The sequence below is a fragment of the Frigoribacterium sp. PhB118 genome (genome assembly GCF_003751725.1).
GTDB lineage: Bacteria > Actinomycetota > Actinomycetes > Actinomycetales > Microbacteriaceae > Frigoribacterium.
Map to the genome: position 1 here is coordinate 436824 of NZ_RKID01000002.1, position 24014 is coordinate 460837.

Annotated in this window: 23 protein-coding genes; 14 read left to right on the forward strand and 9 right to left on the reverse strand. The window is 73.8% G+C overall.

Annotation, left to right across the window (positions count from 1 at the left end; genetic code table 11):
- The first annotated feature begins 306 nt into the window (after window positions 1-306).
- The 6 genes from EDF21_RS09120 to EDF21_RS09145 are packed head-to-tail and all read left to right on the forward strand — an operon-like array spanning window position 307 to window position 8380.
- Complete coding sequence (locus tag EDF21_RS09120) at window positions 307-1230, forward strand: FHA domain-containing protein (protein WP_158612895.1); 924 nt, start codon at window positions 307-309, stop codon at window positions 1228-1230.
- The gene (locus tag EDF21_RS09125) at window positions 1227-1556 is read left to right on the forward strand and encodes a hypothetical protein (protein WP_055975719.1); all 330 of its coding nucleotides are present in this window, start codon (window positions 1227-1229) and stop codon (window positions 1554-1556) included. The genes EDF21_RS09120 and EDF21_RS09125 overlap by 4 nt, the downstream gene beginning before the upstream one ends.
- The gene (locus tag EDF21_RS09130; RefSeq protein ID WP_123571125.1) at window positions 1553-2875 is read left to right on the forward strand and encodes an EsaB/YukD family protein; all 1323 of its coding nucleotides are present in this window, start codon (window positions 1553-1555) and stop codon (window positions 2873-2875) included. Before EDF21_RS09125 ends, EDF21_RS09130 begins: the two co-directional genes overlap by 4 nt.
- Window positions 2872-3858, forward strand: a complete 987-nt coding sequence (locus EDF21_RS09135; RefSeq protein ID WP_056044176.1) for a hypothetical protein — start codon at window positions 2872-2874, stop codon at window positions 3856-3858. The genes EDF21_RS09130 and EDF21_RS09135 overlap by 4 nt, the downstream gene beginning before the upstream one ends.
- Window positions 3855-7802: a type VII secretion protein EccCa gene (eccCa, locus tag EDF21_RS09140; RefSeq protein ID WP_123571126.1), complete on the forward strand. Its 3948-nt coding sequence runs from the start codon at window positions 3855-3857 to the stop codon at window positions 7800-7802. Before EDF21_RS09135 ends, eccCa begins: the two co-directional genes overlap by 4 nt.
- Window positions 7799-8380 carry a hypothetical protein gene (locus EDF21_RS09145; protein ID WP_056044171.1) on the forward strand — a complete coding sequence of 194 codons (582 nt, stop codon included), beginning with the start codon at window positions 7799-7801 and terminating at the stop codon, window positions 8378-8380. The genes eccCa and EDF21_RS09145 overlap by 4 nt, the downstream gene beginning before the upstream one ends.
- A 105-nt stretch (window positions 8381-8485) precedes the next feature.
- Here the strand turns inward: EDF21_RS09145 and EDF21_RS09150 are convergent, their stop codons facing one another.
- Entirely contained in the window at window positions 8486-9169 is a 684-nt protein-coding gene (locus tag EDF21_RS09150) for an SOS response-associated peptidase (protein WP_123571127.1), read from the reverse strand.
- A gap of 94 nt (window positions 9170-9263) precedes the next feature.
- On the opposite strand from EDF21_RS09150, the gene EDF21_RS09155 reads away from it, so the two are divergent.
- Genes EDF21_RS09155 through crcB form a run of 3 tightly spaced genes read left to right on the forward strand, consistent with a single transcriptional unit; the run spans window position 9264 to window position 10607 of the window.
- Window positions 9264-9782 (forward strand): universal stress protein, encoded by a 519-nt coding sequence (locus EDF21_RS09155; RefSeq protein ID WP_158612896.1) that lies wholly within the window; start codon window positions 9264-9266, stop codon window positions 9780-9782.
- Between the two features lie 13 nt (window positions 9783-9795).
- Window positions 9796-10233, forward strand: a complete 438-nt coding sequence (locus tag EDF21_RS09160; protein WP_199736304.1) for a CrcB family protein — start codon at window positions 9796-9798, stop codon at window positions 10231-10233.
- Complete coding sequence (gene crcB / locus EDF21_RS09165; RefSeq protein ID WP_123571129.1) at window positions 10230-10607, forward strand: fluoride efflux transporter CrcB; 378 nt, start codon at window positions 10230-10232, stop codon at window positions 10605-10607. Before EDF21_RS09160 ends, crcB begins: the two co-directional genes overlap by 4 nt.
- A 114-nt stretch (window positions 10608-10721) precedes the next feature.
- Here the strand turns inward: crcB and EDF21_RS09170 are convergent, their stop codons facing one another.
- Window positions 10722-11636 (reverse strand): cation diffusion facilitator family transporter, encoded by a 915-nt coding sequence (locus EDF21_RS09170; protein WP_123571130.1) that lies wholly within the window; start codon window positions 11634-11636, stop codon window positions 10722-10724.
- Between the two features lie 239 nt (window positions 11637-11875).
- Between EDF21_RS09170 and EDF21_RS09175 the strand changes: the two genes are divergently transcribed.
- Window positions 11876-12784, forward strand: coding sequence for an SDR family oxidoreductase (locus EDF21_RS09175; RefSeq protein ID WP_123571131.1), 909 nt, complete (start codon window positions 11876-11878; stop codon window positions 12782-12784).
- Window positions 12785-12835: 51 nt separating this feature from the next.
- Here the strand turns inward: EDF21_RS09175 and EDF21_RS09180 are convergent, their stop codons facing one another.
- The 4 genes from EDF21_RS09180 to nucS form a co-directional block, all read right to left on the reverse strand.
- Window positions 12836-14137 carry a CynX/NimT family MFS transporter gene (locus EDF21_RS09180; RefSeq protein WP_233568433.1) on the reverse strand — a complete coding sequence of 434 codons (1302 nt, stop codon included), beginning with the start codon at window positions 14135-14137 and terminating at the stop codon, window positions 12836-12838.
- Window positions 14134-14811: an HAD hydrolase-like protein gene (locus EDF21_RS09185; RefSeq protein WP_056044155.1), complete on the reverse strand. Its 678-nt coding sequence runs from the start codon at window positions 14809-14811 to the stop codon at window positions 14134-14136. Before EDF21_RS09185 ends, EDF21_RS09180 begins: the two co-directional genes overlap by 4 nt.
- Window positions 14812-14835: 24 nt before the next feature.
- The gene (locus tag EDF21_RS09190; RefSeq protein ID WP_123571132.1) at window positions 14836-15081 is read right to left on the reverse strand and encodes a hypothetical protein; all 246 of its coding nucleotides are present in this window, start codon (window positions 15079-15081) and stop codon (window positions 14836-14838) included.
- A gap of 113 nt (window positions 15082-15194) precedes the next feature.
- The gene (gene nucS / locus EDF21_RS09195) at window positions 15195-15890 is read right to left on the reverse strand and encodes an endonuclease NucS (protein ID WP_056044151.1); all 696 of its coding nucleotides are present in this window, start codon (window positions 15888-15890) and stop codon (window positions 15195-15197) included.
- Between the two features lie 135 nt (window positions 15891-16025).
- On the opposite strand from nucS, the gene EDF21_RS09200 reads away from it, so the two are divergent.
- Window positions 16026-16688 (forward strand): hypothetical protein, encoded by a 663-nt coding sequence (locus EDF21_RS09200; protein WP_123571133.1) that lies wholly within the window; start codon window positions 16026-16028, stop codon window positions 16686-16688.
- 64 nt (window positions 16689-16752) lie between these two features.
- On the forward strand, window positions 16753-17832 hold the full coding sequence (locus EDF21_RS09205; protein ID WP_123571134.1) for a LacI family DNA-binding transcriptional regulator: 1080 nt from the start codon (window positions 16753-16755) through the stop codon (window positions 17830-17832).
- 48 nt (window positions 17833-17880) lie between these two features.
- Here the strand turns inward: EDF21_RS09205 and EDF21_RS09210 are convergent, their stop codons facing one another.
- Together EDF21_RS09210 and EDF21_RS09215 are read right to left on the reverse strand one after the other, a co-directional pair.
- Window positions 17881-19215, reverse strand: a complete 1335-nt coding sequence (locus tag EDF21_RS09210; RefSeq protein ID WP_123571192.1) for an MATE family efflux transporter — start codon at window positions 19213-19215, stop codon at window positions 17881-17883.
- Between the two features lie 32 nt (window positions 19216-19247).
- Window positions 19248-20513 (reverse strand): uracil-xanthine permease family protein, encoded by a 1266-nt coding sequence (locus tag EDF21_RS09215; RefSeq protein WP_123571135.1) that lies wholly within the window; start codon window positions 20511-20513, stop codon window positions 19248-19250.
- 118 nt (window positions 20514-20631) lie between these two features.
- Between EDF21_RS09215 and EDF21_RS09220 the strand changes: the two genes are divergently transcribed.
- Both EDF21_RS09220 and EDF21_RS09225 read left to right on the forward strand, forming a co-directional pair.
- On the forward strand, window positions 20632-22596 hold the full coding sequence (locus EDF21_RS09220) for a M13 family metallopeptidase (protein WP_123571136.1): 1965 nt from the start codon (window positions 20632-20634) through the stop codon (window positions 22594-22596).
- A 5-nt stretch (window positions 22597-22601) separates the two neighbouring features.
- Complete coding sequence (locus EDF21_RS09225) at window positions 22602-23507, forward strand: serine hydrolase (protein WP_123571137.1); 906 nt, start codon at window positions 22602-22604, stop codon at window positions 23505-23507.
- An 82-nt stretch (window positions 23508-23589) separates the two neighbouring features.
- Here the strand turns inward: EDF21_RS09225 and EDF21_RS09230 are convergent, their stop codons facing one another.
- A complete protein-coding gene (locus EDF21_RS09230; protein ID WP_123571193.1) occupies window positions 23590-23997 on the reverse strand; it encodes an NUDIX domain-containing protein in 408 nt (135 codons plus the stop codon).
- Window positions 23998-24014: the final 17 nt, after the last annotated feature.

The window sequence follows — 24014 nt, forward strand, 5'->3', positions numbered from 1 at the left end:
ATGAGGAAATCACGATTCCGTCTCGATCGCCACCCGTCTGCGGGGTACATGTCGGGGGACCGAGGCGGGGGACGGGCGGGTGACGGCCCCGGAACGGGTGTCTCACCGGGGGACGTGGGGTCGGCTAGCCTGGGGCCGATCGTGCGCTCCGGGGACGCGGGCGGTCGCTCCTCGTCGGTCTCGACGACCTGGTCCGGCACCCCGCAGGCGAGAGGCGGAACCGTGGGCGCACTGGTCGGCGCGCGAAGCTGCGGACGCTGCGGACAACCGCTCGGTGCGGGCGCGACCTGGTGCTTCTGGTGCGGCGTGCGGATCGTCTCGGCGGCGACCGGCAGCGCCATCGGCACCTACTCGGGACTGCTCGCGGGCGTGCAGACGGCGACCCCGTCGCGGCGTCGCGGTGCGGTCGCCATCGACTGGGGCGTGCCCCTCGTCCTGTTCGGCGTCCTCGTCGTCGGCGTGGCCACGGGCGCCTCGTCCGCCACGGCCGGCGCGGCGCTCGTCCCCGTGCCCGTCGAGGTCGCGGTGGTGGTGGTCGCCCTGGTCTTCGTGCTGCTCGACGTGGTGCTCTACGTGCGCGGAGGGCGCTCGGTGGGCCGGTTGGTCCTGTCCCTGCGCACGGTGGACGACCTGACCGGTCGCCCGCCGGCCGTGCTGAGGGTCGACCGCCGCGGACGCTTCAGCATCCGTCGTCAGGCGGTGACGGTCGACCTGCGGCGTGGCCGGGACCCCATGACGTCGTCGCCCCCGCTCGTGCAGAGGCCCGCTCTCCCCGTCGCGGCCTCCGCCCCGCTGCCGCTCCACCCGACCGACCCGCTCGACGCCGCGGGACGACCCGACGAGAACACCTTCGGGCGCACGGGCCAGGGCCGACCCACGACCACCGCGCCGTCGATCGTCCTCGAGCTCGACAGCGGCGAACGCCTCGACCTCGAGTCGACCCTGCTGATCGGCCGCGCCCCGGTCAACCGCGAGGGCGAGGAGCACCCGGTCTTCGCCTGGGCGGACCTCGCCCGCAGCCTCACCAAGACCCACGCCCTCTTCGCGTGGGAGGGGGCCGTGCTGTGGGTGACCGACCTCGGGTCGACGAACGGGTCCTCGCTCGTCGCGCCCGACGGGACGCGGCAGCCGCTCGTGGCGGGCCTGCGCGGGCCGGCCGCACCGGGATACGTCGTCGAGCTCGGCGAACGGACCCTCACCGTCCAACCGTCCGGGGTGGTGGACGCATGAGCGGGGACCGCGACGTCGTCCTGCTCGAGACCGTCAAGACGCACCGCGCCCGCCTGGTCTCGGCCCTCCTGTTCGGCGAACTCGACGAGCGTCGGCTCGTCAACGACAACGTCCGTCGGCTGATCGTCAGCCTGGTCATCGCTGCGGTCGCCTGCGCGGGCTGCGCCGGCACGTCCTTCGTGCTCTCGGTGCTGGCCGACCAGCGCGCGACCCAGTCGCAGACCACCGGAGGGTCAGGAGGCGCGGTGCCGGTCACCGGCTCGCCGTCGCCCTCTCCCGCGTCGACCGACGTCCCCGACCCCACCCCCACGACGGAGCCCCGATGACCGACTACACCCGGCTGACCATCGTCGGCACGGCGCGCAAGGCCGAGATGGTCGTGCCCGCCGACGAGCCGATCGGTGGTCTGATCCCGCGCCTCATGGAGCTCCTCGACGAGCGTCCCGGTGCCGTGTCGCGCCCGCTGACCCTCGTCCGCTCGACGGGGGAGCAGCTCGACACCTCTCTGTCGGTCGCCGAACAGCGCATCGTCGACGGCGAGCTGCTCCGGCTGCTGCGCGAGGACGCCGCGCCCCCGCCGCCCGAGGTCGCGGACGTCACCGACGTGCTGGCCGAATCGCTCGCCAGCCGCCCGGGCCTGTGGACGCGACGGTCGCGCACGGCTACGGCGGCCGTCGCGATCGGACTGCTCTCGCTGGCGCTCTCGACGGTGCTGGCCAGGGCGTCCGACGTCGAGCCCGTCGGCACGCTCGCGATCGTCTACGGGTTCGCCGTCGTGGTGGCCCTCGTGTCCGGCCGGTTCGGCGGCCGCTGGCTCGCCGTCGCCGCGACCTCGGTCGCCCTGGGGTGCGCGGCCCCCCTGGCGGTCGTGCTCGGGGCCGTCCCGGCCCTCGAGCTGCCGCCGGTCGACGTGGCGCTCGCCGTGATCGTGCTCGCCTGGGTCGCGCTGGCGCTCGGAGCGGGCGCCGGTCTCGGCTCCCGGTCGGCGTGGTGGGGCGGCGTCCTCGGCGTCGTGCTCGGGGCCGTGCCGATCGTGTTGCGGTCCCTCGGCGTCCAGGACGCGGGGGCCGTGGGCGTCGGCGCCGTGCTCGCCGTCGTCGTCTGCGGCCTGCTGCCCTGGTTCGCCATGAGCGCCTCCGGCCTGACCGGTCTCGACGACCAGGTGGTCGACGGACGCCGGGGTCGCCGTGACGAGGTGCTGCTGACGGTCGGCGACGCCTACCGCACCCTGACCTGGTCGACCTTCGCGGTGGCGGGGCCCGTGGCGGTCACGGCCGCCTCGTCCGTCGGGTCGTCCGATCTCTGGCAGGTCGGTCTCGGGGTCGCCGTGGTGCTCGTCGTCGCGGCCCGCACCCGGGCCCTGCCGATCGCCGCCCAGGGCTGGGTGCTCTGGGCCGCCGCCCTGATCGGCCTGCTCGGGGGCCTGCTCGTCCAACCGCTCGCTCCCGGGTGGCTCGTGGTCGTCCTGTTCGCGACCGGGGTCGTGGTCGCGGTCGTGGCCGGCGGCGTCGACCCGGTCGCCCACCAACGCGCCTCGCTGCGCCGCGTGGGCAACGCCGTCGAGGCCCTCGGCGTCGTGGCCCTGCTTCCCGTCCTGCTCGGGGTGTTCGGCGTCTACGCCGACCTGCTCGGGGCCTTCTCGTGAGCGCGTTCGACGCGTTCGTCCGGTCGGCGCCGCTGGCCCTGCTCGGCAGCGTGAGCGCCCGGGTGCACGAGGTGACGACGGTCGACGAGATCGTCCGGCGGCCGCTGCCGGTGTCGCGCCGCATCGGCTTCGTGCAGGCACGGGGCGGAGCCGGGGCGAGTTCGACCGCCGGTTACGTCGCCGCCCTGCTCGCCCGTCGCCGTCCTGGGCTCGTCCTCGGCGTGGACGCGTCGCGCGGCCCCCGCGGCATGCTGTGGCAGGCCGGCGCGCCGGTCGGTTCGAGCGCGGCACCGAGCTCGCGGAGGCGCACGGCACGCCGGTCGGTCGACGCCGTCGACGGTCTGCCCCGCACGCCCTCGGGCCTCTACGCCCTCTCGCTCGACCCCCGGGGCGAGTCCCGTGCCGTGGCCGCCGCGGCGGGCTGGTTCGACGAGGTCACCCCGATCAGCCGTTTCTTCGACCTGGTCGTGACCGACTGGGGAGTGCGCGACTGGCGTGCCGACCTCACCGACGTGGTGTCGGCCAGCCGGACGGTCTGCATCGTGGCCCGCGCCGATCGCCACGCCGCCGAGGAGGCCGCGGCCCTCGTGCCCGCGATCAAGGACCACCCCGACCGGCCCGACGTGGTCATCGCCCTGGTCGACGTCGGCGACGCCGGTCGCGCGGCCCCCGTCACGGTCGGCGACGACCCGACCGTGCCCGTCGTGCGCGTGCCCTACGACGCGGCCCGTTCCGGCGGTCGGCCGGTGTCGAGCGCCGCACTGGGCACGCGCACCCGCATCGCCTACGCCCGCCTCGCCGCCGCCCTGCTGCCCCTCGACGCCGCGTCGGTCCCGAGGGGCGCCCCGCCCGTCGGAGATCCCGGCCCGGCCCCGTCGGCGGCCGATCCCGGCCCGTCGGAACGTCGCCCCTCGGAACGCCGCCAGGCCCGCGGGCGGGACGCCCGCCCGGCGATCGCCGACGACCAGGAGGCCCGACGATGACCGTCAAGCTCGTCCACCGGCCCACGCGCATCACGCGACCCGTCCAGCCCGCCGAGCACGAGGACATCACGCCACCACCCCAGCTGGCCGACGGCAAGGTCGGCGGCGTGCCCGTGCAGGCCCTGCTCCCCGTCGTGGGCGCCCTCTCGAGCGTCGTGATGATCGTCGTCTACCGCGGCAGTTCGAACCCGCTCTTCCTGCTGGTCGGCGCCGTGCTGCTCATCGTCGCCCTGGTCGGCGGCCTCGCGGTCACCCTCAGCCAGAGGGGCAACGCGGCGCGGCAGCGGCGCCTGCAGCGCGAGCGCTACCTCGACTTCCTCGAGCGGCTGCGCTCGCGGATGCGCACGAAGGCCCGGGCCGTCCGGGCGACGGCGGCCGTGCTCGACCCCGAACCCGCCGCCCTGCTCGAGCTGGTGCGCGACCCCGCGCGACTCTGGGAACGCCGCCGCCAGCACGACGACTTCCTCTCGGTGCGGATCGGCGAGGGCGACCTGACCTGGTTCCCGATGTCCGTCCCCGAGGACCCGAACCCCGTGCAGCCGTTCGACCCGATCATGGCCAGCGAGGCCGAGTCCGTGGTCGAGCACCTCTCGACCGTCCGGGGCATGCCCATCACGGTCGACCTCGACCGAGCCGGATCGGTCGCCGTGCTGGGCGACCGCGAGTCCGCGCTGCGGGTCGCGCGCTCGATGATCCTGCAGCTCGCCGCCCTGCACTCGCCCGACGACGTGCACCTGGCTGCGGCGTTCCCCGAGAGCGCGGCCGACGACTGGCGCGGCTTCGACCTCGTCCCGCACGCCGTGGACGACTCGCTCTTCGACGGACCGGTGCCGGCGCGACGGGTCGCGACCAGCGCCTCCTCGTTGCTCTCGGTCATCGGCGGCGAACTGGGGGACCGGGCGCAAGAGGCCGCCACGACGAAGCGCTCGATCGGCACCACGGCGCGCACCGAGGGATCGCGCCTCGTCGTCTTCATCGACGACTGGGGGCACGTCGCCTCGAGCATCCCGGTGCCCGACGCCGACCTCTCGCTGACCGACCTCGGCGTGACCACCGTCCACCTGCTGAGCGACCGCCTGCACGAGCCGTCCGACGTCACGCTGCGCATCACCGTCGAGGGCGACGAGGCGGTCGTGACGGACGCCCGCGTCGAGGACGACGGCCAGGTCCGCGTGCAGACGGCGACGATCGACGCCACGACCCCGCAGCTGTTCGAGGCCGTCGCCCGCACGCTCACCCCCCTCCGGCTCAGCCTGAGCAGGCAGGACGAGGTCGACTCGGCCCAGGCCGTCGAGATCACCGACCTGCTCGGCATCGACGACGTGACGACGCTGACGCCGGCGACCGCGTGGACGCCGCGCTCGCCGCGGGACTTCCTGCGCGTGCCGATCGGCATCGACGACTTCGGGGCGCCGGTCCTGCTCGACCTCAAGGAGTCCGCGCAACTCGGCATGGGCCCGCACGGCATCTGCATCGGCGCGACCGGTTCGGGCAAGAGCGAGCTGCTGCGCACGCTCGTGCTCGGCCTCGCCCTGTCGCACTCGCCCGACGACCTCAGCATGGTCCTCGTCGACTACAAAGGAGGCGCGGCGTTCGCTCCGTTCGCGGGGTTGCCGCACGTCGCCGGGCTGATCGACAACCTGGCCGACGACGCGCAGCTCACCGAACGTGCCCGGGTCAGCATCCAGGGCGAGGTCGTCCGGCGTCAGGAGCAGCTGCGCGACGCCGGGGGCGCGTCGTCCATCAGCCACTACCGCGAGATGCGCGTCGGTCGCCCGGAGCTGCCGCCGATGCCGCACCTGTTCGTCGTCATCGACGAGTTCGGCGAGCTGCTCACGGCGGAGCCCGAGTTCGTCGACCTGCTGCTCACCATCGGTCGCATCGGGCGGTCGATCGGCGTGCACCTGCTGCTCTCGAGCCAGCGCATCGAGGCGGGCAAGCTGCGGGGCCTCGACACCTACCTCTCGTACCGGATCGGCTTGCGGACCTTCTCCGAGGCCGAGAGCTCGATCGTGCTCGACCGGCCGGACGCGTTCCACCTCCCCGCGGTCCCGGGGTTCGGCTTCCTCAAGGTCGACACCTCGGTGTACCGGAGGTTCCGCGCGGGTTACGTGTCGGGCCCCCTGCCGACCGAGGCCGCCCGCTCGCTGGCGGGCGACGACGTGCGGCCGACCGCGCTCCTGCTGCCGACCTTCAACGGCATCGCGGGCGGCGACGACGACGGCGGCGAGGACGAGCTCTCGCGGCCCGACGTCGGTCGCGCCGTCATCGACGAGGCCGTCGACCGCCTGATGGGCGGCGGCACCGACGTCGACCCCGTCTGGCTGCCGCCCCTGCCCGACCGGCTCGCGCTCTCGCGGGTGGTCGGAGCGGACCAGGCCGGCGGCCTGCGGGTGCCGATGGGACTGCTCGACGACCCGGCGCGGCAGCGGCAGGACCCGTGGCTGCTCGACCTCGCCCGGGCCGGCGGGCACGTCGCCGTGATCGGGGCGCCGCAGACCGGACGCAGCACGTTCCTCCGCACCCTCGTCGCCTCGCTGGCCCTGACCCACACCCCGCAGGAGGTCGGCATCTACGGCATGGACCTCACGGGCGGGGGGCTTGGCCGGATCGAGGGGTTCCCGCACGTCGGCGGCGTGGCCACACGGGCGAGCAAGGACCGCCTCCTGCGCCTGCTCGAAGAACTGGCGGCCATGCTGACGACCCGGGAGCGCGTGTTCCGCGACCACGGCATCGACTCGCTGGCCATGCTGCGTCGATTGCACGCCGCGGGCGAGGTGCCCGAGCTGATCTCGGCCGACGTGGTCCTCGTCGTCGACGGCACCGGCCAGCTGCGTGGGGACTTCGCCGAGCTCGAGACGGCGTTCGGCGACCTGCTGCTGCGCGGCGGCAGCTACGGACTGCACGTCGTGCTCGGGATGACCCGGTGGAACGAACTGCGGATGGCGCAGCAACCGCTGGTCGGCACCCGGGTCGAGCTGCACCTGAACGATCCCGCGGACTCGGTGATCGGTCGCAAGCTGGCCCAGACCATCCGGGCCGACCAGGCCGGTCGGGCCCTGACCGACGACAACCTGTTCGCGCAGGTGGCGCTGCCGGTGCTGGACGACACGGACGACGACGAGGTCGGCGACGCCCTCGAGGCCCTCGCCCGCCGGTCGGCGTCGAGCTGGAACGGCCCCGCGGCGGCACCGATCCGCCTCCTGCCCACCGAGCTCTCGCCGGACGAGCTGCCCGACGCGCTGGACGAGCCCGAGGCGATCCCGTTCGGCCTGCGGCAGGACACGATGCAGCCGGTCGCCCTCGATCCGGGTGCCGACCAGCACCTGCTCGTGTTCGGCGACTCGAAGGCCGGCAAGTCGACCCTGCTGCGCGGACTGGTCCGCGGCTTCGTCGACCGGGCGACCCCGGACGAGCTCGTCGTGGCCCTGATGGACCTCCGCGGCGACCTGGTCGCCGAGGTGCCGGACGACTACCTCGGCGGTCATGCCTCGACCAGCACGGACGCCCGCGCGCTCGCCGTCGCCGTGGCCGACGAGCTCGCCAAGCGCCAGGCCGGCGACCGCGACGCCGGTCCGCGCATCGTCGTGGTGATCGACGACTACGACATCGTCGCCTCGGGGGGCACCGAGCCCCTCAAGCCGCTGCTGCCCTTCCTGCCCTCGGCCCGCGACCTCCGGCTGCACGTGTTGATCAGCAGGCCGGTCGCCGGCTCGGCGCGGGCGCTCTACGACCCGGCGCTGCAGACGCTGCGCGACACGGGTGGGTCGTCGTTCATCATGTCGGGCGAACGCAGCGAGGGACCGATCGTGCCGCAGGTCTACGCCGAGCAGATGACCGCCGGTCGAGGCCGCCTGGTCCGTCGCGGCCAGGCGCCGCGCATCGTCCAGGTGGCCCGGTTCGAGGCCGACGGACGAGCCGACGTCGCCGGAGCGGGCTCGTGACCGGCCGGACGGTCGTCGTCGCGGGCGTCGCCGGGGGCGTCGGGACCACGACGGTCACGGCCCTGCTCTTCACCCAGCTCTCGGGGGAGTCGGTGCCCCGGCTGATCGACCACTCGGGCGGGGACCTCGGGACCCGGCTGACCGGGGGCGACGACGCGCCGCGGGTCGACCACGAGCTGACCCTGCACGACCTCGGCGCCCACGCCGACGGCGCACTCCTCGACCTGCTCGACGACGCGAGCGTCTTCGGGGTCGTCGTGGCCCCGACGACCCCGGTCGGCTTCGCCGACGCCCAACGGGTCCTCGCCCGCATCCGCGAGCGGCACGGGGTCGGCGGCCTGCGCCGGGTGATGCTCGTGGTCGTCGGCGTCTTCGGCGAGCACCGGACCACGCGCTCGAGCGAGGCGCTGCAGAACGAGTTCGGCCGTCGCTCGCTCGTCGTCGTCCCGCGCGACCCCGCCCTCGCGGCGGGCGGGCGCGTTCCGCTCAACCGGCTGACGCGGGAGTCCCGACGGGCCCAGGGCGAACTCGTGTCGTACCTGCGCGAACGCCTGGCGAGCCACCGCGACGCGCGCTGAGGCGCCGGACCGCGCCTCCGGCCGGGACGCGAGTCGCGCCTCCGGCCGGGACGCGAGTCGCGCCTCCGGACGGGACGCGAGCCGCGCCTCCTCGTCCGAGGGGCGTCAGCCCAGGGGCTCGATGAGGTGCGGGCCGTTGTTGCGGACGTTGTTCGCATCGCGGCTCACCTCGTGCTGCACGAGGTCGTGGGCGACCTCGAAGGAGTCCCGGTCGAGCAGCGAGAGCAGCTCGTCGGCGTCGAGGCCGTCGCCCAGCCAGTCGTCGTACGAGTCGGGGGTGAGGCAGGCCGGCATCCGGTCGTGCACCTCGCCCGGTGCCACGTGGGCGTCGCGCGTGATGATCGTCGTCGAGAGCACCCAACGGTCGGGGTCGTCCTCGTCCTTCGCGGGATCGGGCCACGCGGTGACGAGGCCGGCCATGGCGAGCCCCGCGTCGGGCTGGTGCACGTAGTGCGGCTGCTTGCCGGTCTCGGTCACGACCCACTCGTAGTACCCCTGTGCGGGGACGATGCACCGGCTGCTCGCGAACGCCCGGCGGAACATGCCGCTGGTCGCCACGGTCTCGATGCGGGCGTTGATCGGCTGCGGACGCTTCTTCAGGTCGGGGTACCACGACGGCACGAACCCCCACCGGGCACCGGGCAGCTGCCTCTCGCCGTGCCGCTCCCGGACGACCGGCACGACGGTCGTCGGCGCGACGTTGAAGTCGTCGGGCAGGGGCCCCAGGCCGTCGAGCAGGCTCGGCAGCAGATCGGACGTGGCCCGGGCAACGACGTAGCGACCGCACATGCCGACAGTCTGCTCTTCCGCGGAGGGGCGTGTCGGTGGTTCACTGTGCCCGTGGCGCCGCGTGGGACGGCGACACGGTGAGAGGGTGGTGACCATGTCCGACGAGCAGAACCCCGCGCGCGGCTTCGTCGTCGCGGGCGTCGTGGCGAACTCGGGTGAGGCCGTCGTGGCGACCGCGGCCGACCTGGCGGCACGGTACGGCACCGGTCTGCTCTGCGTCTCGGTCGAGCCCGACCGGCTCGCCTTCGCCGAGGGCATCGACGGCACCGTCCTGTCGTACCCCCTCGACCCCGACGACTACACCGAGACGCTGTCCTTCGACGCCGACCTGGAGGCGCGGCTGCGGCCGGTCGCCTCGGCTCGCGGCGTGGAGCTGCGCACCTCGATCGTCGCCGGCGACCCCGCCCGGTGCCTGTCGCACCTGGCCGAGCAGCTCGACGCCCCGCTGATCGTCGTCGGCAGCCGCGAGGCCGGCCTGCGGGGCAGCGTCCGTGAGTTCTTCGCCGGCTCGGTCGCGCTGCACCTCAGCCACCGTCAGCACCGGCCGGTCGTCGTCGTGCCGCTCGCCCCTGTCCCCCGCAGCCAGACGCTGCCGTGGGAGGACGAACTGTGACGCGAGGCCGCCGGTGACGGGTGCCACGCGCCCCCGTGCCCCGCACCTCCGTCCGTCCCTGATCGCCCTCGTCGCCCTGGGTGGCGCCCTCGGGACGGCCGCACGGGTCGGGATCACGCTCGTGGTGCCGTCGTGGGGGGCGTTCGACACGGCGATCTTCGCGATCAACGTGGTCGGGGCGTTCGTGCTCGGCGTCCTGCTCGAGCGGCTGCTGCGCTCCGGGCCCGACGAGGGCGGGCGTCGCCGGCTCCGACTCCTCGTGGGGACGGGCGTCCTCGGCGGGTTCACGACCTACAGCTCGCTCGCGACCGAGACCGCGGCGCTCGCCGGGGCGGGCGGGGGCGACCTCGCCGTCGCCGTGCTCTACGGGCTGCTGAGCCTGGTGCTCGGGGTGCTCGCCGCCGCGGCCGGCATCCGGGTCGGCGCACGTCTCGCGGGGCGCGCCTCGTGAGCCCGTTGCTCGTCGTCGCCGTCGCGGTGGCCGGCGGGGTCGGTGCCGCCACCCGGTTCGTCGTCGACGGGCTCGTCAAGGACCGCCTCGGCTCCGCCTACCCGTGGGGCACGACCGTCATCAACGTGTCGGGCTCGTTCGCGCTGGGGCTGCTGACCGGCCTCGCCCTGCAGGCGGTCGTCACGCCCGAGTGGAAGGCCGTGCTCGGCACCGGGCTGCTCGGCGGGTACACGACGTTCAGCACCGCCAGCGTCGAGACGGTGCGACTGCTGGCGGCCGGGCGACGCGGGGCCGCGATCGCGAACGGCCTCGGCATGCTCGTCGCGTGCGTGGGCGTCGCCTCCCTCGGGCTGTGGCTCGGCTCGCTCGCCTGACGGGCTCGTCGCCCGGGCCTCAGGCGCGCCGAGTGGGCAGATCTGGTCCTTCCGCGGCTGGTGAGGGACCCGTTCTGCCCACTCGACCCGCGCCTCCGGGGGAAGGGGGCCCGGTCAGGCGTGCGTCTCGCGCTCGTGCCCGGCGTGGTCGGCCGGCTCGAGCTGGAACGTCGCGTGCTCGACCGAGAAGTGGGCGGCGAGGCACCGGTCGAGAGCGTCCAGGGTCTCGTCGACCTTCATGTCGCAGAACACCTCGCGCTCGACGACGACGTGCGCCGAGAACACGGTCGCTCCGCTCGTGATCTGCCAGGCGTGGACGTCGTGTGCCGAGACGACGCCCGGGGTGTCGCCGATGTGTGTGCGGACCGACTCGAGGTCGATGTCGCCCGGAGCCGAGCCGAACAGCACCCGGATCGCCTCGCGCAGCAGCGACCAGGCCCTCGGCACGATCATCGCCGCGATGATCAGCGACCCGAGCGAGTCGGCCTGCGTGAAGCCCGTGGTCAGCACGACGACGGCGGCCACGACGACGGCCGCCGAGCCGAGCAGGTCGCCGAGCACCTCGAGGTAGGCGCCGCGCATGTTGATCGAGTGCGTCGCCCCGCCCCGCAGCACGAGCAGCGCCGCGACGTTCGTCGCCCCGCCGACCAGGCCGACGACCAGCATCGGCAGCCCGAGCACCTCGTGCCCGTCGACCGCCACGAGACGGGAGACGGCGGCGACGGCGACCGAGAGCGACACGGCGAGCAGCACGAGGCCGTTGACGAAGGCGGCGAACACCTCGGCCCGGCGGTAGCCGTAGGTCTGTCGACCGCTCGCGGGTCGGGCGGCGACGATCGTGGCCACGAGGGCGATGACCAACCCGGCCAGGTCGGAGAGCATGTGCCCCGAGTCGGCCAACAGCGCCAGGGAGCCCGAGAGCCAGGCGCCGACCAGCTGGGCGACCAAACCGAGGGCGATGATCGCGATCGCGAGGCGGAGCCGTCGTCCGTCGGCGGCGACGTGTCCGTGTCCGTGGTCGTGGCCCATGGGCGCCTCTCGTCGGGGTGGGGTGGGGTGGGGTGGCGATCGGCCCGGCGGGTCGGTCCGCCGGCGTTCCGGGCCGGCGTCGAATCTACCGCCGCCCGTCGGCGACGGCCATCGATCCGGGCAGTCGATAACGAGTCTCGATCCCTGCAACGACGCCGATCGGGGCCCACCGGGCGGACGAGGAGGCGCGGGTCGGCCCCGCCTGGGAGCCGCCCCCACCGCGCATGGTTCAGTGAGGCATGACCGACTCGACCGAGACCTCCTCCGCCTCCCTCGGGGAACCCGCCCGCGCCTCCTCGTCCCTCGTCGCCGTGACGGGTGCGACGGGTGCCGTGGGCGGCATCGTGGCCGCGCACCTGTCCGAGCGGGGCGTCCCGCTGCGGCTCGTCGTGCGCGACGCCACCCGGGCACCCCGACTCGACGGGGCCGAGGCCGAGGTCGCCGTCGCCACGTACGGCGACCGGGCGGCCTCCGTCGAGGCCCTGCGCGGGGTCGAGACGCTGTTCATGGTGTCGGCGGCCGAGGCCCCCGACCGCGTCGACCAGCACCGCTCGTTCGTCGACGCCGCCGTCGAGGCGGGCGTGCGGCACGTGGTCTACACGTCGTTCGCCGGTGCGTCGGCCGAGTCGGTGTTCACGCTCGGGCGGGACCACTTCGCGACCGAGCAGCACATCCGCGAGTCGGGGCTGGCCTTCACGTTCCTGCGGGACAACTTCTACCTGGACTTCATCCCGCTGTTCGCGGACGAGCAGGGCGTGATCCGCGGCCCGGCCGGTGACGGGCGCGTGGCGGCGGTGGCCCGGGCCGACGTCGCGGCGGTGGCGGCCGTCGTGCTGCTCGACCACGAGTCGCACGCCGGGGCGACCTACGACCTCACCGGGTCGGAGGCGTTCACCCTGACCGAGGCGGCCGCACGCCTCACCGCCCTCGGCGGACGGTCGTTCACGTTCGTGGACGAGACGGTCGACGAGGCCTACGAGTCCCGCCGCGTCTTCGAACCCGAGCCCTTCCAGGCGGACGCCTGGGTCAGCACCTACACGTCCATGGCCTCGGGCGAGGTGGCGCAGGTGACGTCGTCCGTGCGCGACCTGACCGGACGCGACCCGTTGACGCTCGAGGTGCTCTTCGCCGGAGGCGTCCAGCACTGACCCGGCCCGGGAGGCCGCCCGGTCGTCGGCCCGGCCGGCGGCCCGGCCGGCTCAGGGCACGCGTCGCGACGACAGCACGCCGCTGACGCCGAGCACGACGACCGCCGCGGCGACGCCGATCATCGGGATCTGCCAGTTGCCGCTGACGTCGTGCAGTCCGCCGATCGCGAGCGGCCCGAGCGCGGCGATCGCGTAACCGCCGCCCTGCACCAGGGCCGACAGTCGTCGTGCCTCGACGTCGGTCGACGCCATGCGCACGATGACGATGAAGATGATCGTGATGCCGCCCCCCTGCGCGGCCCCGCCGAAGATCGACCAGAGCAGCCAGTGCTCGGGAGCGAAGAGCAGGCCGAGCGGCATGGCCGACCAGAAGACGGCGATCAGCCCGATGACGACCGCCGGCCGCACGCGCAGGGCGAGGAACGGCACCCCGAGCGCACCCACGACCGCGAGGATCTGGAAGACCGACGAACTCGCCCCGGCCGCCTCGCGGGTGAGGCCGACCTCGTCGCGCAGCAGCGTGGGCATCCAGGCCGTGAGCCCGTAGTAGCCGAACGCCTGCCCCGAGAAGGCCAGCGTCAGGCCCCAGGTCGTCCACCGACGCAGCAGCGGGGTCGCGCTGCGTCGGCGCTCGCGCGCGTCGACCTCGGCCTCGCCGGGCTCGACGACGTCGATGCCGCCCGTGAAGACGTCGGTCGCCGAGGAGGCGCGGTGCCGGTCGTCGACGTCGGCCTGCGACCCCGGCACCACGGCCACGCTGCCGCCCCGCACCGCGACGCGGGGGCCGACGGCGATCGACCAGACGACGGCGGCCAGGACGGCGAGCAGCCCCCAGGTCACGAGGGCGAGGGGCCAGCCGACGACCGAGGCGATCGGTGCCGTCGCGAGCGAGGTGATCATCGACCCGACGTTGAGGGCCGAGGTGTAGATGCCGGTGACGAAGCCGGCCCGCTCGGGGCTGAAGTCGCGACGGATGACGACGGGCAGCACGACGTTGCCGATCGTGATGGCGACGCCGATCACGATCGTGCCCACGTAGAGCCACACGGTGCCGCCGGCCGTGCGCAGCAGCGTGCCGAGGAGCACGCCGGCGAGCCCCAGTGTGACGGCGCGCTCGGCGCCGATCCGGCCGATCAGGGCCGAGGCGAACGGGCTCGCCACGGCGAAGCAGAGCACGGGGATGCTGGTGAGCAGCCCGGCGACGACCGCCGTGAGGCCGAGGTCGGCGCTCATCTGGTCGAGCACGGGGGCCGGGGCCACGATCGGCCCGCGCATGTTGAGGGCGATCAGCACGATCGCGAGGGTGAGCAACCAGGCGGCGGGCGACCGCACCGCGGCCGCGGCCCGGGTCACGCGGCGCCGCGCAGCAGGGAGACGCCCAACAGGTCGGCCACCTCGTCGACGTCCGCCGCCACGGCGACCGCGCCGACGTACTCCTCGGGCTCGCCGTAGCCCCAGCCGACGAGGATGGTGGGCACGCCGTGCACGGCCGCACCCTCGACGTCGTGGTGGCGGTCGCCGAGCAGGACGGGCCGCGAGAGGTCGGCCCCGCGGGCGCGCAGGCGCTTCAGGGCCTCCTCGACGACGTCGGCCTTGGTGTTGCGCACCTCGTCGTCGGACGCGCCGGTGATGACGTCGAGGTAGCGGTCGAGGCCGTGGGCCCGGAGGATGGCCGTGGCCGGGGTCTCGGGCTTCGAGGTCGCGGTCGAGGTGGGGATGCCGGCCGCGTGCACGGCCGCCATGAGGTCGGGCACCCCCGGGAACACCTCGCCCTCGAGGGCGCCGTGGGCCAGGTAGTGCGCGCGGTAGAGCCGCATGGCGTCGACGAGGCGCTCGCCGTCGAGGCCGAGGCGCACCTCGAAGCTCTGCGGCAGGGGCGGTCCGACCCAGGCCATGAGGTCGGCGGGCGAGGGCACCGGCAGGCCGAGTTCGCCGATCGTGTGGGCGAGGCTGGCGGTGATCGCGGGCGCCGAGTCGGCGATGGTGCCGTCGAGGTCGTAGAGGACGGCCGTGTAGGGGAGAGTCATCACCCCCAGCTTACGGATCGGGGGTCAGCAGGGGACCGCTCGGAGCGGCCAGGTCGCGACGGCCGACACGGCGTCCCGGATCGCCGTCGCGTTCGCACCCGCACTCGTCGTGCTCGTCTTCGCGGTCGCGGTCGCGGTCGCGTGCGGGGTCGGGCTCCGTCGCGTCGCGTCGAACGGGCGGTGGGGGGCGTCGGGCCTGCTCGCGAGGGACCGGAAGACGGGGGTCGCCTCGCGTTCGGCGGCCAGGGTGTCGAAGATCGGTGAGGTCACGGGTTGCTCCTGCGGTCGATGGGGGTCGTAGCAGAAATATAACCCTGAAATGTGAGTATCACAAGGGTTCGTGCGCCCACACCCGCGCGGCCCCGCCCCCACGGCGCCCGGCGTCAGAAGAGGCGGGAGTGCGAGTCGTCCAGCCCGCGCATGGCGTCGTAGTCGAGCAGGAGGGTGCGGATGCCCCGGTCGTGGGCCAGCGTGCGGGCCTGCGGTTTGATCTCTTGCGCGGCGAACACCCCGGTCACGGGGGCGAGGTGTGGGTCGCGGTTCATCAGCTCGAGGTACCTCGTGAGCTGCTCGACCCCGTCGATGTCGCCTCGCCGCTTCAGCTCGACGGCCACCGCGGCGCCCTTCGCGTCGCGGGCCAGGATGTCGACCGGCCCGATGGCCGTCATGTACTCGCGGCGGACGAGGGTGTGGCCCTCGCCGAGCAGCTCGATCTGTTCGGCCAACAACTTCTGCAGGTCGGCCTCGACGCCGTCCTTGGTCAGCCCCGGGTCGACGCCCATCTCGTGGGACGAGTCGTGCAGCACCTCGTGGATCGACACCACCAGGAGGTCGGCCGTCTTGGCCTGGGTCACCTTCCACAGCTCGACGACGCCGGCCTCGCGTTGGTCGTCGTCGGGTTCGACCGTGCGGATGGTGCAGGGCGGGCTCATCCAGTTCAGGGGCTTGTAGCTGCCCCCGTCGGAGTGGACGAGCAGGCTGCCGTCGCTCTTGACCATCAGGAGGCGCGTGGCCAGGGGCAGGTGGGCGGACAGTCGACCGGCGTAGTCGACCGAGCAACGGGCAATGACGAGGCGCACCCGACGATCCTACGGGGCGACGCGAACGCGGCTCGGGCCCCTCGTTGACAAGTATGCATATGTGAAATACATTCATGACAGATGGTCGGCAGGACGGCCACCGAGACGCCTCCAGGAGGAACGATGCCCCACCCGATGCCCGCCACGACCCGGCCGCTGCGGACGACGACCCACGACACGGCCGAGCTGCTGCTCGTCGACCTGGCGACGGCGCGCTACGCGCCCGGCGACTCCCTCGACGTCGACACCATCGTGCGCGAGCACCGGGTCACCCCCGGCGAGGTGCACCTCGCCCTCTTCGAGCTGAGGCGCATGAAGGTCGTGGTGCGCGCCCCGTTCAGCGGTGCCCACGTCGTCGTCTGGCACCGGCGGTTCAACGAGGTGCTGCTGCGCGACCTGGTCCGCATGGTCTCCGTGGCGTCGACGACGGCGACGTCGCTCGAGGACGTCCCCGAGCCCGCCGTGCGCCGATCGGCCTGCACGGCCCACGGGCTGGCCCTGCCCGCGGACGTCGCCCACTTCCTCGACCTCGTCCGGGCGATCGTGCAGGTGCTCTCGCCGTCGGCCCGTCAGCACGTGCGCGACGACCTGCTGCTGCCGCTCGAGATCCTCTGCAGCGCGAGGGCCGTCGCGGTGCACGACATGCGGCCCGCCCTCGGCGAGACCGTCCGCGGTGCGATCGTCGACCTGATGGAGGCCGCCGCTCACTACGGCGACTGGACACAGCTGCCCGGCCTCGCGTCCGACTACGTCACGGCCCTGGGCGTCGACGAACCGCCCGTGCGACCCGTCGACTGACGCCGCACCGACCGTCACCGCTCACCCGGAGGCCGTCCGGCCCCGTCGGCTAGGCTGCGGCAGCATGAGCCGGGCAGAGGGCGACGTCGCCGCGAGGCCGACCCTCGCGTCGGTGGCGCGGGTCGCCGGGGTGAGCGCGAGCACCGCCTCCTTGGCCTTCAGCGGGACCGGCCCCGTCTCGGACGAGACCCGCGCGCGGGTACTCGCCGCCGCCGACGAGCTCGGCTACGCCGGGCCCGACCCCCGCGCGAGGTCGCTGCGGCGTGGGCGTTCCGGCATCGTCGGCGCCGTCCTCGAGTCCACCCTCAGCACGGCCTTCCGCGACCCGATCAACGTGGCCATGCTCGACGGCATCGCCGACGTCACGGGGCCGGCCGACAACTCGCTGCTGCTGCTGACCGAGACCGCGGGCGAGCGCTCCCGCCTGCTGGACGCCCCGGTGGACGCCGTCGTGCTGTTCGGCTGCAGCACCCGCCTCGACCAGTCCGTGTCGATCATGCGTCGGCGCGGCATCCCGGTGGTCTCGATCGAGGCCCCGCCGACCGAGGGCGTGCTCGACATCGCCGAGGACAACGTGGGCTCGTCCCGCCTGTTGGCGCAGCACCTGCACGACCTCGGCCACCGACGGGTCGCCGTCGTCGCGCTCGAGCTCGGCCCCGGCCGGTCGAGCGGCGACGGGGACGACGAGCTCACCGACGCGCGCGTGGCCCGGGGCACCTCCTGGCCGACCCTCGAGCGGCTGCGCGGCACCCGCGAGGTCTTCCCGGGCGTGGGCGGCCTGGCCACCCGCGGCAGCTGGACGAGCGAGGGGCACCGCGCCGGCCTGCGCCTGCTCGACGTGCCCGAGGCCGAGCGGCCGACGGCGATCATCGCCCAGAGCGACCTGCTCGCGTCGGGCGTCATCGCGGCGGCGGACGACCTGGGGCTGTCGGTGCCGGGCGACCTGAGCGTCGTCGGCTACGACGGCGTGCGCCTCGACGACCCGCGCGCCGCCGACCTCACGACGGTCGTCCAGCCCGCCGTCGAGAAGGGCCGCGCGGCCGGTCGTGCGGTGCTCGCACTCCTCGCCGGCGACCCCGTCGAGGGCACGACGTTCACGAGCGTCTTCCGCCCCGGCTCGACCACGGGTCCGCCCGCGCGCTGACGCCCGACCCCGACGCCTCCTCGCCGACGCCGACCCACGACCCCGGGTTCAGCCGGCGCCGACGACCATCCAGCGGTCCGACCGCGCCCGGAGGCCCAGCGTCACGGCGCGGATGCCGATGTAGCCCAGGCCGAAGGCCAGCCACAGGGCGACCGTGCCCCGCGCGTCCGGCCCGACCCGCGCCTCCAGCGGGATCAGGATCGCGAGGTAGACGACCGTGTTGACCACGCCGGCGAGGGCGAGGTAGCGGGCGTCGCCGGCGCCGAGGAGCACGCCGTCGAGCACGAAGACGAAGCCGGCCAGCGGGATGCCCACGGCCATCGCCAGCACGACCCGGGGCAGCAGGTCGCGCACCGCGTCGTCGCCGCTGAAGACGGGTGCGAGCAGCGGCGAGACCGCGGCCAGCAGCACGCCGAGCAGCAGACCGCCGCCGACCCCGAACAGCATCAGCCGGCGGGTGACGGCGCGCACCGCCTCGCGATCGCCCTGACCGAGCGCGTGGCCGACGAGGGCCTGGCCGGCGATGGCCAGTGCGTCGAGGGCGAACGCCAGCGTGCTGAACAGGGTGAGTGCGACCTGGATCGTCGCGAGCCCGGTCACCCCCGAGGAGGCGGCGGCCCAGACGGTCGCGATCATCGCGATCCGCAGGGACGCGTTGCGCACGAGCAGCCACGCGCCGGAGCGTGCCGTGCGACCGACGCCGGCCAGCCCCGGACGCAGCGGAGCCCCGACGGCCCGCGCGGCACGGACGGCGATCACCACGTACACGGCGGCCATGCCCCACTGCGCGACGACGGTCCCCGCGGCCGAGCCGGCGATGCCCCAGCCGAAGCCGTAGAGGAAGAGCGCGTTCAGGCCCGCGTTCGCCGCGAAGCCGACCGTGGCGACGACCAGTGGCGTCCTGGTGTCCTGCAGGCCGCGCAGCAGTCCGGTCGCCGCGATCACGAGCAGCATGCCGGGCAGGCCGAGCATCGACACGGTCAGGTAGGTCGCCGCCGCGTCGACGACGGCCGGCTCTGTGCCGAACAGGCCGACGAGGGGGCGGGCGACGAGTGCCCCGACCCCGGCGAGCACCACCCCGACCAGCAGCGCGAACCAGAGGCCGTCGACGCCGGCGCGGATCGCTCCGGGCCGGTCACCCGCGCCGAGCCGTCGGGCCACGGTCGGCGTCGTGGCGTAGGCCAGGAAGATCAGCAGGCCGAGGGCGGTCTGCAACACGACGCTCGCGATGCCGAGCCCGGCGAGGGGCACCGTGCCCAGGTGCCCGACCATCGCGGTGTCGGTCAGCAGGAAGAGCGGTTCGGCGATCAGCGCGCCGAGCGCCGGCGCCGCGAGGGAGACGATGCGTCGGTCCCAGGGCGAACGGAGGCGCGAGGTCGTCACCGGGGACGGCTCGCCACGGCGGCGTCCCACCGTCAGTCGGTGCCCCGGGCCCGACCCACGGCCGACATGAGGTGGTAGACGACGATGGCCGCGACCGTGCCGAGGATGATGCCGCCGAAGCTCGCGCCCCCGAGGGCCAGGGTGAAGTCGGCGATGCCCATGATGAGCGCGACGCCGGCGGTCAGCTGGTTCTTCGGGCGGCTGAAGTCGACCCTGTTCTCGACCCAGATGCGGATGCCGATCACGCCGATGAGCCCGTAGAGCGCCGTCGTGACGCCGCCGAGCACCCCCGGCGGGATGGTGAAGATGACGGCGCCGATCTTGGGCGACAGCCCGAGCAGGATCGCCACGACGCCGGCGACCCAGTACGCGGCCGTCGAGAAGATGCGGGTGGCGCTCATCACGCCGATGTTCTCGCCGTAGGTGGTCGTCGCCGAGCCGCCGCCGAGGCCGGCGAGCACCGTGCTGAGGCCGTCGGCGAAGAGTGCCCGGCCGGTCAGCGGGTCGAGGTTGCGCTTCGTGAGCTGGCCGACGCCCTTGACGTGGCCGACGTTCTCGGCGATCAGGGCGAGCACGACGGGCAGGAAGCCGAGGTAGATCGGCAGCTGCCCGAGGTCGAAGGCGGGGGCCATGAAGGTCGGCAGGCCCACCCACGGCGCGGCCGCGACGGCGCTGTAGTCGACGGCGCCCGTGATCACGGCGGCGACGTAGCCGACGACGACGCCGACGAAGATCGACAGGCGGCCGAGCAGGCCCTTGAAGAGCACGGCGCTCAGCACGACCGCGGCGAGCGTGATCAGGGCGATGCCCGGCGAGAGCGCGAAGTTGTCGCGGGCGGCCGGGGCCAGGTTGAAGCCGATGAGGGCGACGATCGAGCCGCTGACCACCGGGGGCAGCAGGGCGTCGATCCAGCGGGTGCCCGCGAGGTTCACGACCAGGCCGATCACCGCGAGCAGGGCGCCGACGACGATGATGCCGCTGAGCGCGAGGGGGATGCCGCCCACGTCGGTGGCGGCCGCGATCGGGGCGAGGAAGGCGAACGACGAGCCCAGGTAGCTGGGCAGGCGGTTCTTCGTGATGATGAGGAAGAGCAGGGTGCCGATGCCGGAGAAGAACAGCGTCGTACTCGGCGGGAACCCGGTGATGATCGGCACGAGGAAGGTCGCGCCGAACATCGCGACGACGTGCTGGCCGCCGAGGCCGATGGTGCGCGGCCAGCTGAGCCGCTCCTCCGGGGCCACGATCTCGGTCGGGTCGACCGTCTTGCCGTCGCCGTGCAGTGCCCAGGGGAGTGCCATGTCGAGAACTGTACTGGGGGTGCCGTTTCCTCCGTGTTTCCTGGGACGGCCCCGTCAGCCCGGGCCGCAACGGGTCCGGCCCGGCCCGCCGTCGGGGGCCTCACCTAGGCTGACGGGCATGACCAGCGACGCACTGAGCAGCGGAATCCAGACCGACGAACTCGACCCGGCGGTCCGCCCGCAGGACGACCTCTTCCGGCACGTCAACGGCGCGTGGATCGACCGCACCGAGATCCCCGACGACAAGGCGCGCTACGGCTCCTTCTACCTGCTCGCCGAGGAGGCCGAGAAGGCCGTCCGCGAGATCGTGGTCGAGTCCCAGTCCGCCGAACCCGGCACCGAGGCCCGCAAGGTCGGCGACCTCTTCACCAGCTTCACCGACGAGGAGCGCATCGAGGCGCTCGGCGCCGCACCCCTCGAACCGCTCCTGGCCGAGGTCGAGACGGTCACCGACGTGACCTCGTTCACGCGCCTCCTGGGCTCGCTCGAGAAGCAGGGCATGCCGAGCTTCGTCCAGCTCTTCGTCGACAACGACCCGGGCGACCCCGAGCGGTACGTCGTCTTCGTCGAGCAGGGCGGCCTCGGCCTGCCCGACGAGTCCTACTACCGCGACGAGAAGTTCGAGTCGGTGCGGACCGCCTACCGGGCGTTCGTCGAGCAGATGCTCGGGCTCGCCGGCCTCGACGACGCCTCGGCCCGCGCCGACCGCGTGGTCGAGCTCGAGACCGCCCTCGCCACGCACCACTGGAGCAACGTCGCCACCCGCGACAGCGACAAGACCTACAACCTGCTGCCCTGGGCCGAGTTCGACGCGCTCGCCGAGGGTGTCGACCTCACGGCCTGGCGGGACGCCGTGGGCGGCCCGGCCGGCGTCTTCGACGAGCTCGTCGTGCGCGAGCCGTCGTTCGTGACCGGACTGGCCTCGCTGCTGACCGACGACCGCCTCGACGCCTGGAGCGACTGGCTGCGCTGGCAGATCGTCCGCTCCATGGCCGCCTACCTGTCGACGCCCTTCGTCGAGGCGAACTTCGGCTTCTACGGTCGTACCCTCACCGGCACCCCCGTGCAGCGCGCCCGCTGGAAGCGCGGCGTCTCGCTGGTCGAGGGCGCCCTCGGCGAGGCCGTCGGCCGCATCTACGTCGAGCGGCACTTCGCGCCCGAGGCCAAGACCGCGATGGACGTCCTCGTCGGCCACCTGGTCGAGGCCTACCGACAGAGCATCACGGGCCTCGAGTGGATGACCGACGAGACCCGAGCCCGGGCCCTCGACAAGCTCGAGAAGTTCACGCCCAAGATCGGTTTCCCCGAGAAATGGCGCGACTACTCGGCCTTGTCGATCGACCCCGCCGACCTCGTCGGCAACGTGCGGGCCACCGCCGCCTTCGGCTTCGACCGCGAGCTGGGCAAGATCGGCCAGCCGCTCGACCGCGACGAGTGGTTCATGACGCCGCAGACCATCAACGCGTACTACAACCCGGGCATGAACGAGATCGTGTTCCCCGCGGCGATCCTGCAGTTCCCGTTCTTCGACGAGACGCGCGACGCCGCCGCCAACTACGGAGCCATCGGCGCCGTCATCGGCCACGAGATCGGCCACGGCTTCGACGACCAGGGCTCGAAGTACGACGGCGACGGCAAGCTGACCGACTGGTGGACCCCCGCCGACCGCGAGGCGTTCGAGGAGCTGACCTCGTCGCTCATCGCGCAGTACGACGCCCTCGCCCCGAAGCAGGTGCCCGACCACCACGTCAACGGCGCCCTCACCATCGGCGAGAACATCGGCGACCTCGGCGGGCTCTCGATCGCCTGGAAGGCCTACCTCATCTCGCTCGACGGCAGCGAGCCGCCCGTGATCGACGGCCTGACCGGCGCCGAGCGGTTCTTCCTGAGCTGGGCCCAGGCCTGGCAGATCAAGCTGCGCGACGAAGAGGCGATCCGTCTCGTCTCGATCGACCCGCACTCGCCGAACGAGTTCCGGTGCAACCAGATCGTGCGCAACATCGACGAGTTCTACGAGACGTTCGGCGTCACCGAGAGCGACGCCCTGTGGCTGCCGGCCGAGGAGCGCGTCACCATTTGGTAGGTCAGGTGCCTGGCCGTCGGGCCCGACGGGAGAACGGGGACGGCGCCGACCACGAGCCGCGCCACGGTGGCGGGCGCGCGCTCGAGTCGTTCTCGGCGTCCTTCGCCGCCCTGGGCGACCTGGCGCTCGCGGGTGGGCAGGTCTCGGCCTCGGTCAGGGACCTCGACGCGGGGGCCGACCTGCTGAGCGTCGACGAGCACGTGGCGCTGCCGGTGGGGCAGCTCGGTGCCGTCCTGCTCCTGGTCGAGGTGTCGGCCCGCATCGAGGACGGCACGCTCCGCCCCCTCGACGAACTCGACCGGCCGGGCGACCCCGGCGACCAGGGGCCCGGTGGCCTCTGGCCCTACCTCCGCCGGACGAGCCTCCCGGTGACCGACGCGGCGACGCTCGTCGGGGCCTTCCGCGACGGGGCGGCGATCGACGCGCTCATCGGCCGGGTGGGCCTGGCCGCCGTGCGGGCACGAGGCGAGTCGCTCGGTCTCACGAAGACCGCCCTCCTCGACGTCACCCGGTCGTCCCGTGGCCCCGACGACGCGCCCGCGCTGGCCGTGGGCACGGCTCACGAACTCGGCGGCCTCATGGTGTCCCTCGCCCGCGGCGAGGTCGTCGACCGGGCCGTGTCGAACCGGGTGCTCGGCTGGCTGTCGTTGGGCGCCGACACGTCGCTCGTCGCGGCACCGTTCGGTCTCGATCCGCTCGGGCACCGGCGGCTCGACCACGACCTGCAGATCGTCCACGCGACCGGTGGCGACCCGGGGGTGCGCTCCGAGCTCGGGGTGCTCCGCGGGCCGCGCCGCAGCGTCGCGTACTGCGTGATCGTCACGTTCGACGACCTGACCCTCGCCCACCGCCTCCGGGCGCTCGAGGCCCTGCGGGCCGTGGGCATCGACGCCCTCGAGTACGTGCACTGAGCCGGGTGCCGCACCGAGCCGGCTGCCGCACTGAGTCGAGAGCCGCGCCGAGCCGCGGCCCGGCCGTGCCCCCTGCGCCGACTCAGTCGACCAGGTCGAGCCCCCGGAGGCGCTCGAGCGTCGCGACACCGGCCGGCGGGCACCGGCCCGCGTCGGCCGAGGTGACCCAGTGGACTGCGCCGACCTCGGCGGCGGGCGCCGGCTCGGGGCTCGTCGCCGAGAGCTCGGCCGCGAAGACCGTCATGGCGACCTGCCGACCCTCGGGCTCGCCGTGCGCCTGCGTCACGACGGTGAAGAGCTCGGCCACGGTCGTCGAGTCGAGTTCGACGCCGACCTCTTCGCGCGACTCCCGGACCAGCGCCTCGGCCGCGGTCTCGCCGGCCTCGAGCTTGCCGCCGGGCAGGTACAGCACGTCACGGCCGCGGGCGGTCACCATCAGCATCCGACGGTCACGGACGAGGGCGAGTGCGCTGACGACGATGGTGTCCATCAGGCCATCCTCGGGCA

Bases quoted from the DNA above. Each gene is read 5' to 3' on its own strand.
- EDF21_RS09185 (WP_056044155.1), bottom strand. From the start codon at position 14,811: ATGACTCTCCCCTACACGGCCGTCCTCTACGACCTCGACGGCACCATC.
- eccCa (WP_123571126.1), top strand. From the start codon at position 3,855: ATGACCGTCAAGCTCGTCCACCGGCCCACGCGCATCACGCGACCCGTC.
- EDF21_RS09215 (WP_123571135.1), bottom strand. From the start codon at position 20,513: ATGGCACTCCCCTGGGCACTGCACGGCGACGGCAAGACGGTCGACCCG.
- EDF21_RS09200 (WP_123571133.1), top strand. From the start codon at position 16,026: ATGCCCGCCACGACCCGGCCGCTGCGGACGACGACCCACGACACGGCC.
- EDF21_RS09230 (WP_123571193.1), bottom strand. From the start codon at position 23,997: ATGGACACCATCGTCGTCAGCGCACTCGCCCTCGTCCGTGACCGTCGG.
- EDF21_RS09125 (WP_055975719.1), top strand. From the start codon at position 1,227: ATGAGCGGGGACCGCGACGTCGTCCTGCTCGAGACCGTCAAGACGCAC.
- EDF21_RS09150 (WP_123571127.1), bottom strand. From the start codon at position 9,169: ATGTGCGGTCGCTACGTCGTTGCCCGGGCCACGTCCGATCTGCTGCCG.
- EDF21_RS09220 (WP_123571136.1), top strand. From the start codon at position 20,632: ATGACCAGCGACGCACTGAGCAGCGGAATCCAGACCGACGAACTCGAC.
- EDF21_RS09155 (WP_158612896.1), top strand. From the start codon at position 9,264: ATGTCCGACGAGCAGAACCCCGCGCGCGGCTTCGTCGTCGCGGGCGTC.
- EDF21_RS09170 (WP_123571130.1), bottom strand. From the start codon at position 11,636: ATGGGCCACGACCACGGACACGGACACGTCGCCGCCGACGGACGACGG.
- EDF21_RS09175 (WP_123571131.1), top strand. From the start codon at position 11,876: ATGACCGACTCGACCGAGACCTCCTCCGCCTCCCTCGGGGAACCCGCC.
- EDF21_RS09205 (WP_123571134.1), top strand. From the start codon at position 16,753: ATGAGCCGGGCAGAGGGCGACGTCGCCGCGAGGCCGACCCTCGCGTCG.
- EDF21_RS09130 (WP_123571125.1), top strand. From the start codon at position 1,553: ATGACCGACTACACCCGGCTGACCATCGTCGGCACGGCGCGCAAGGCC.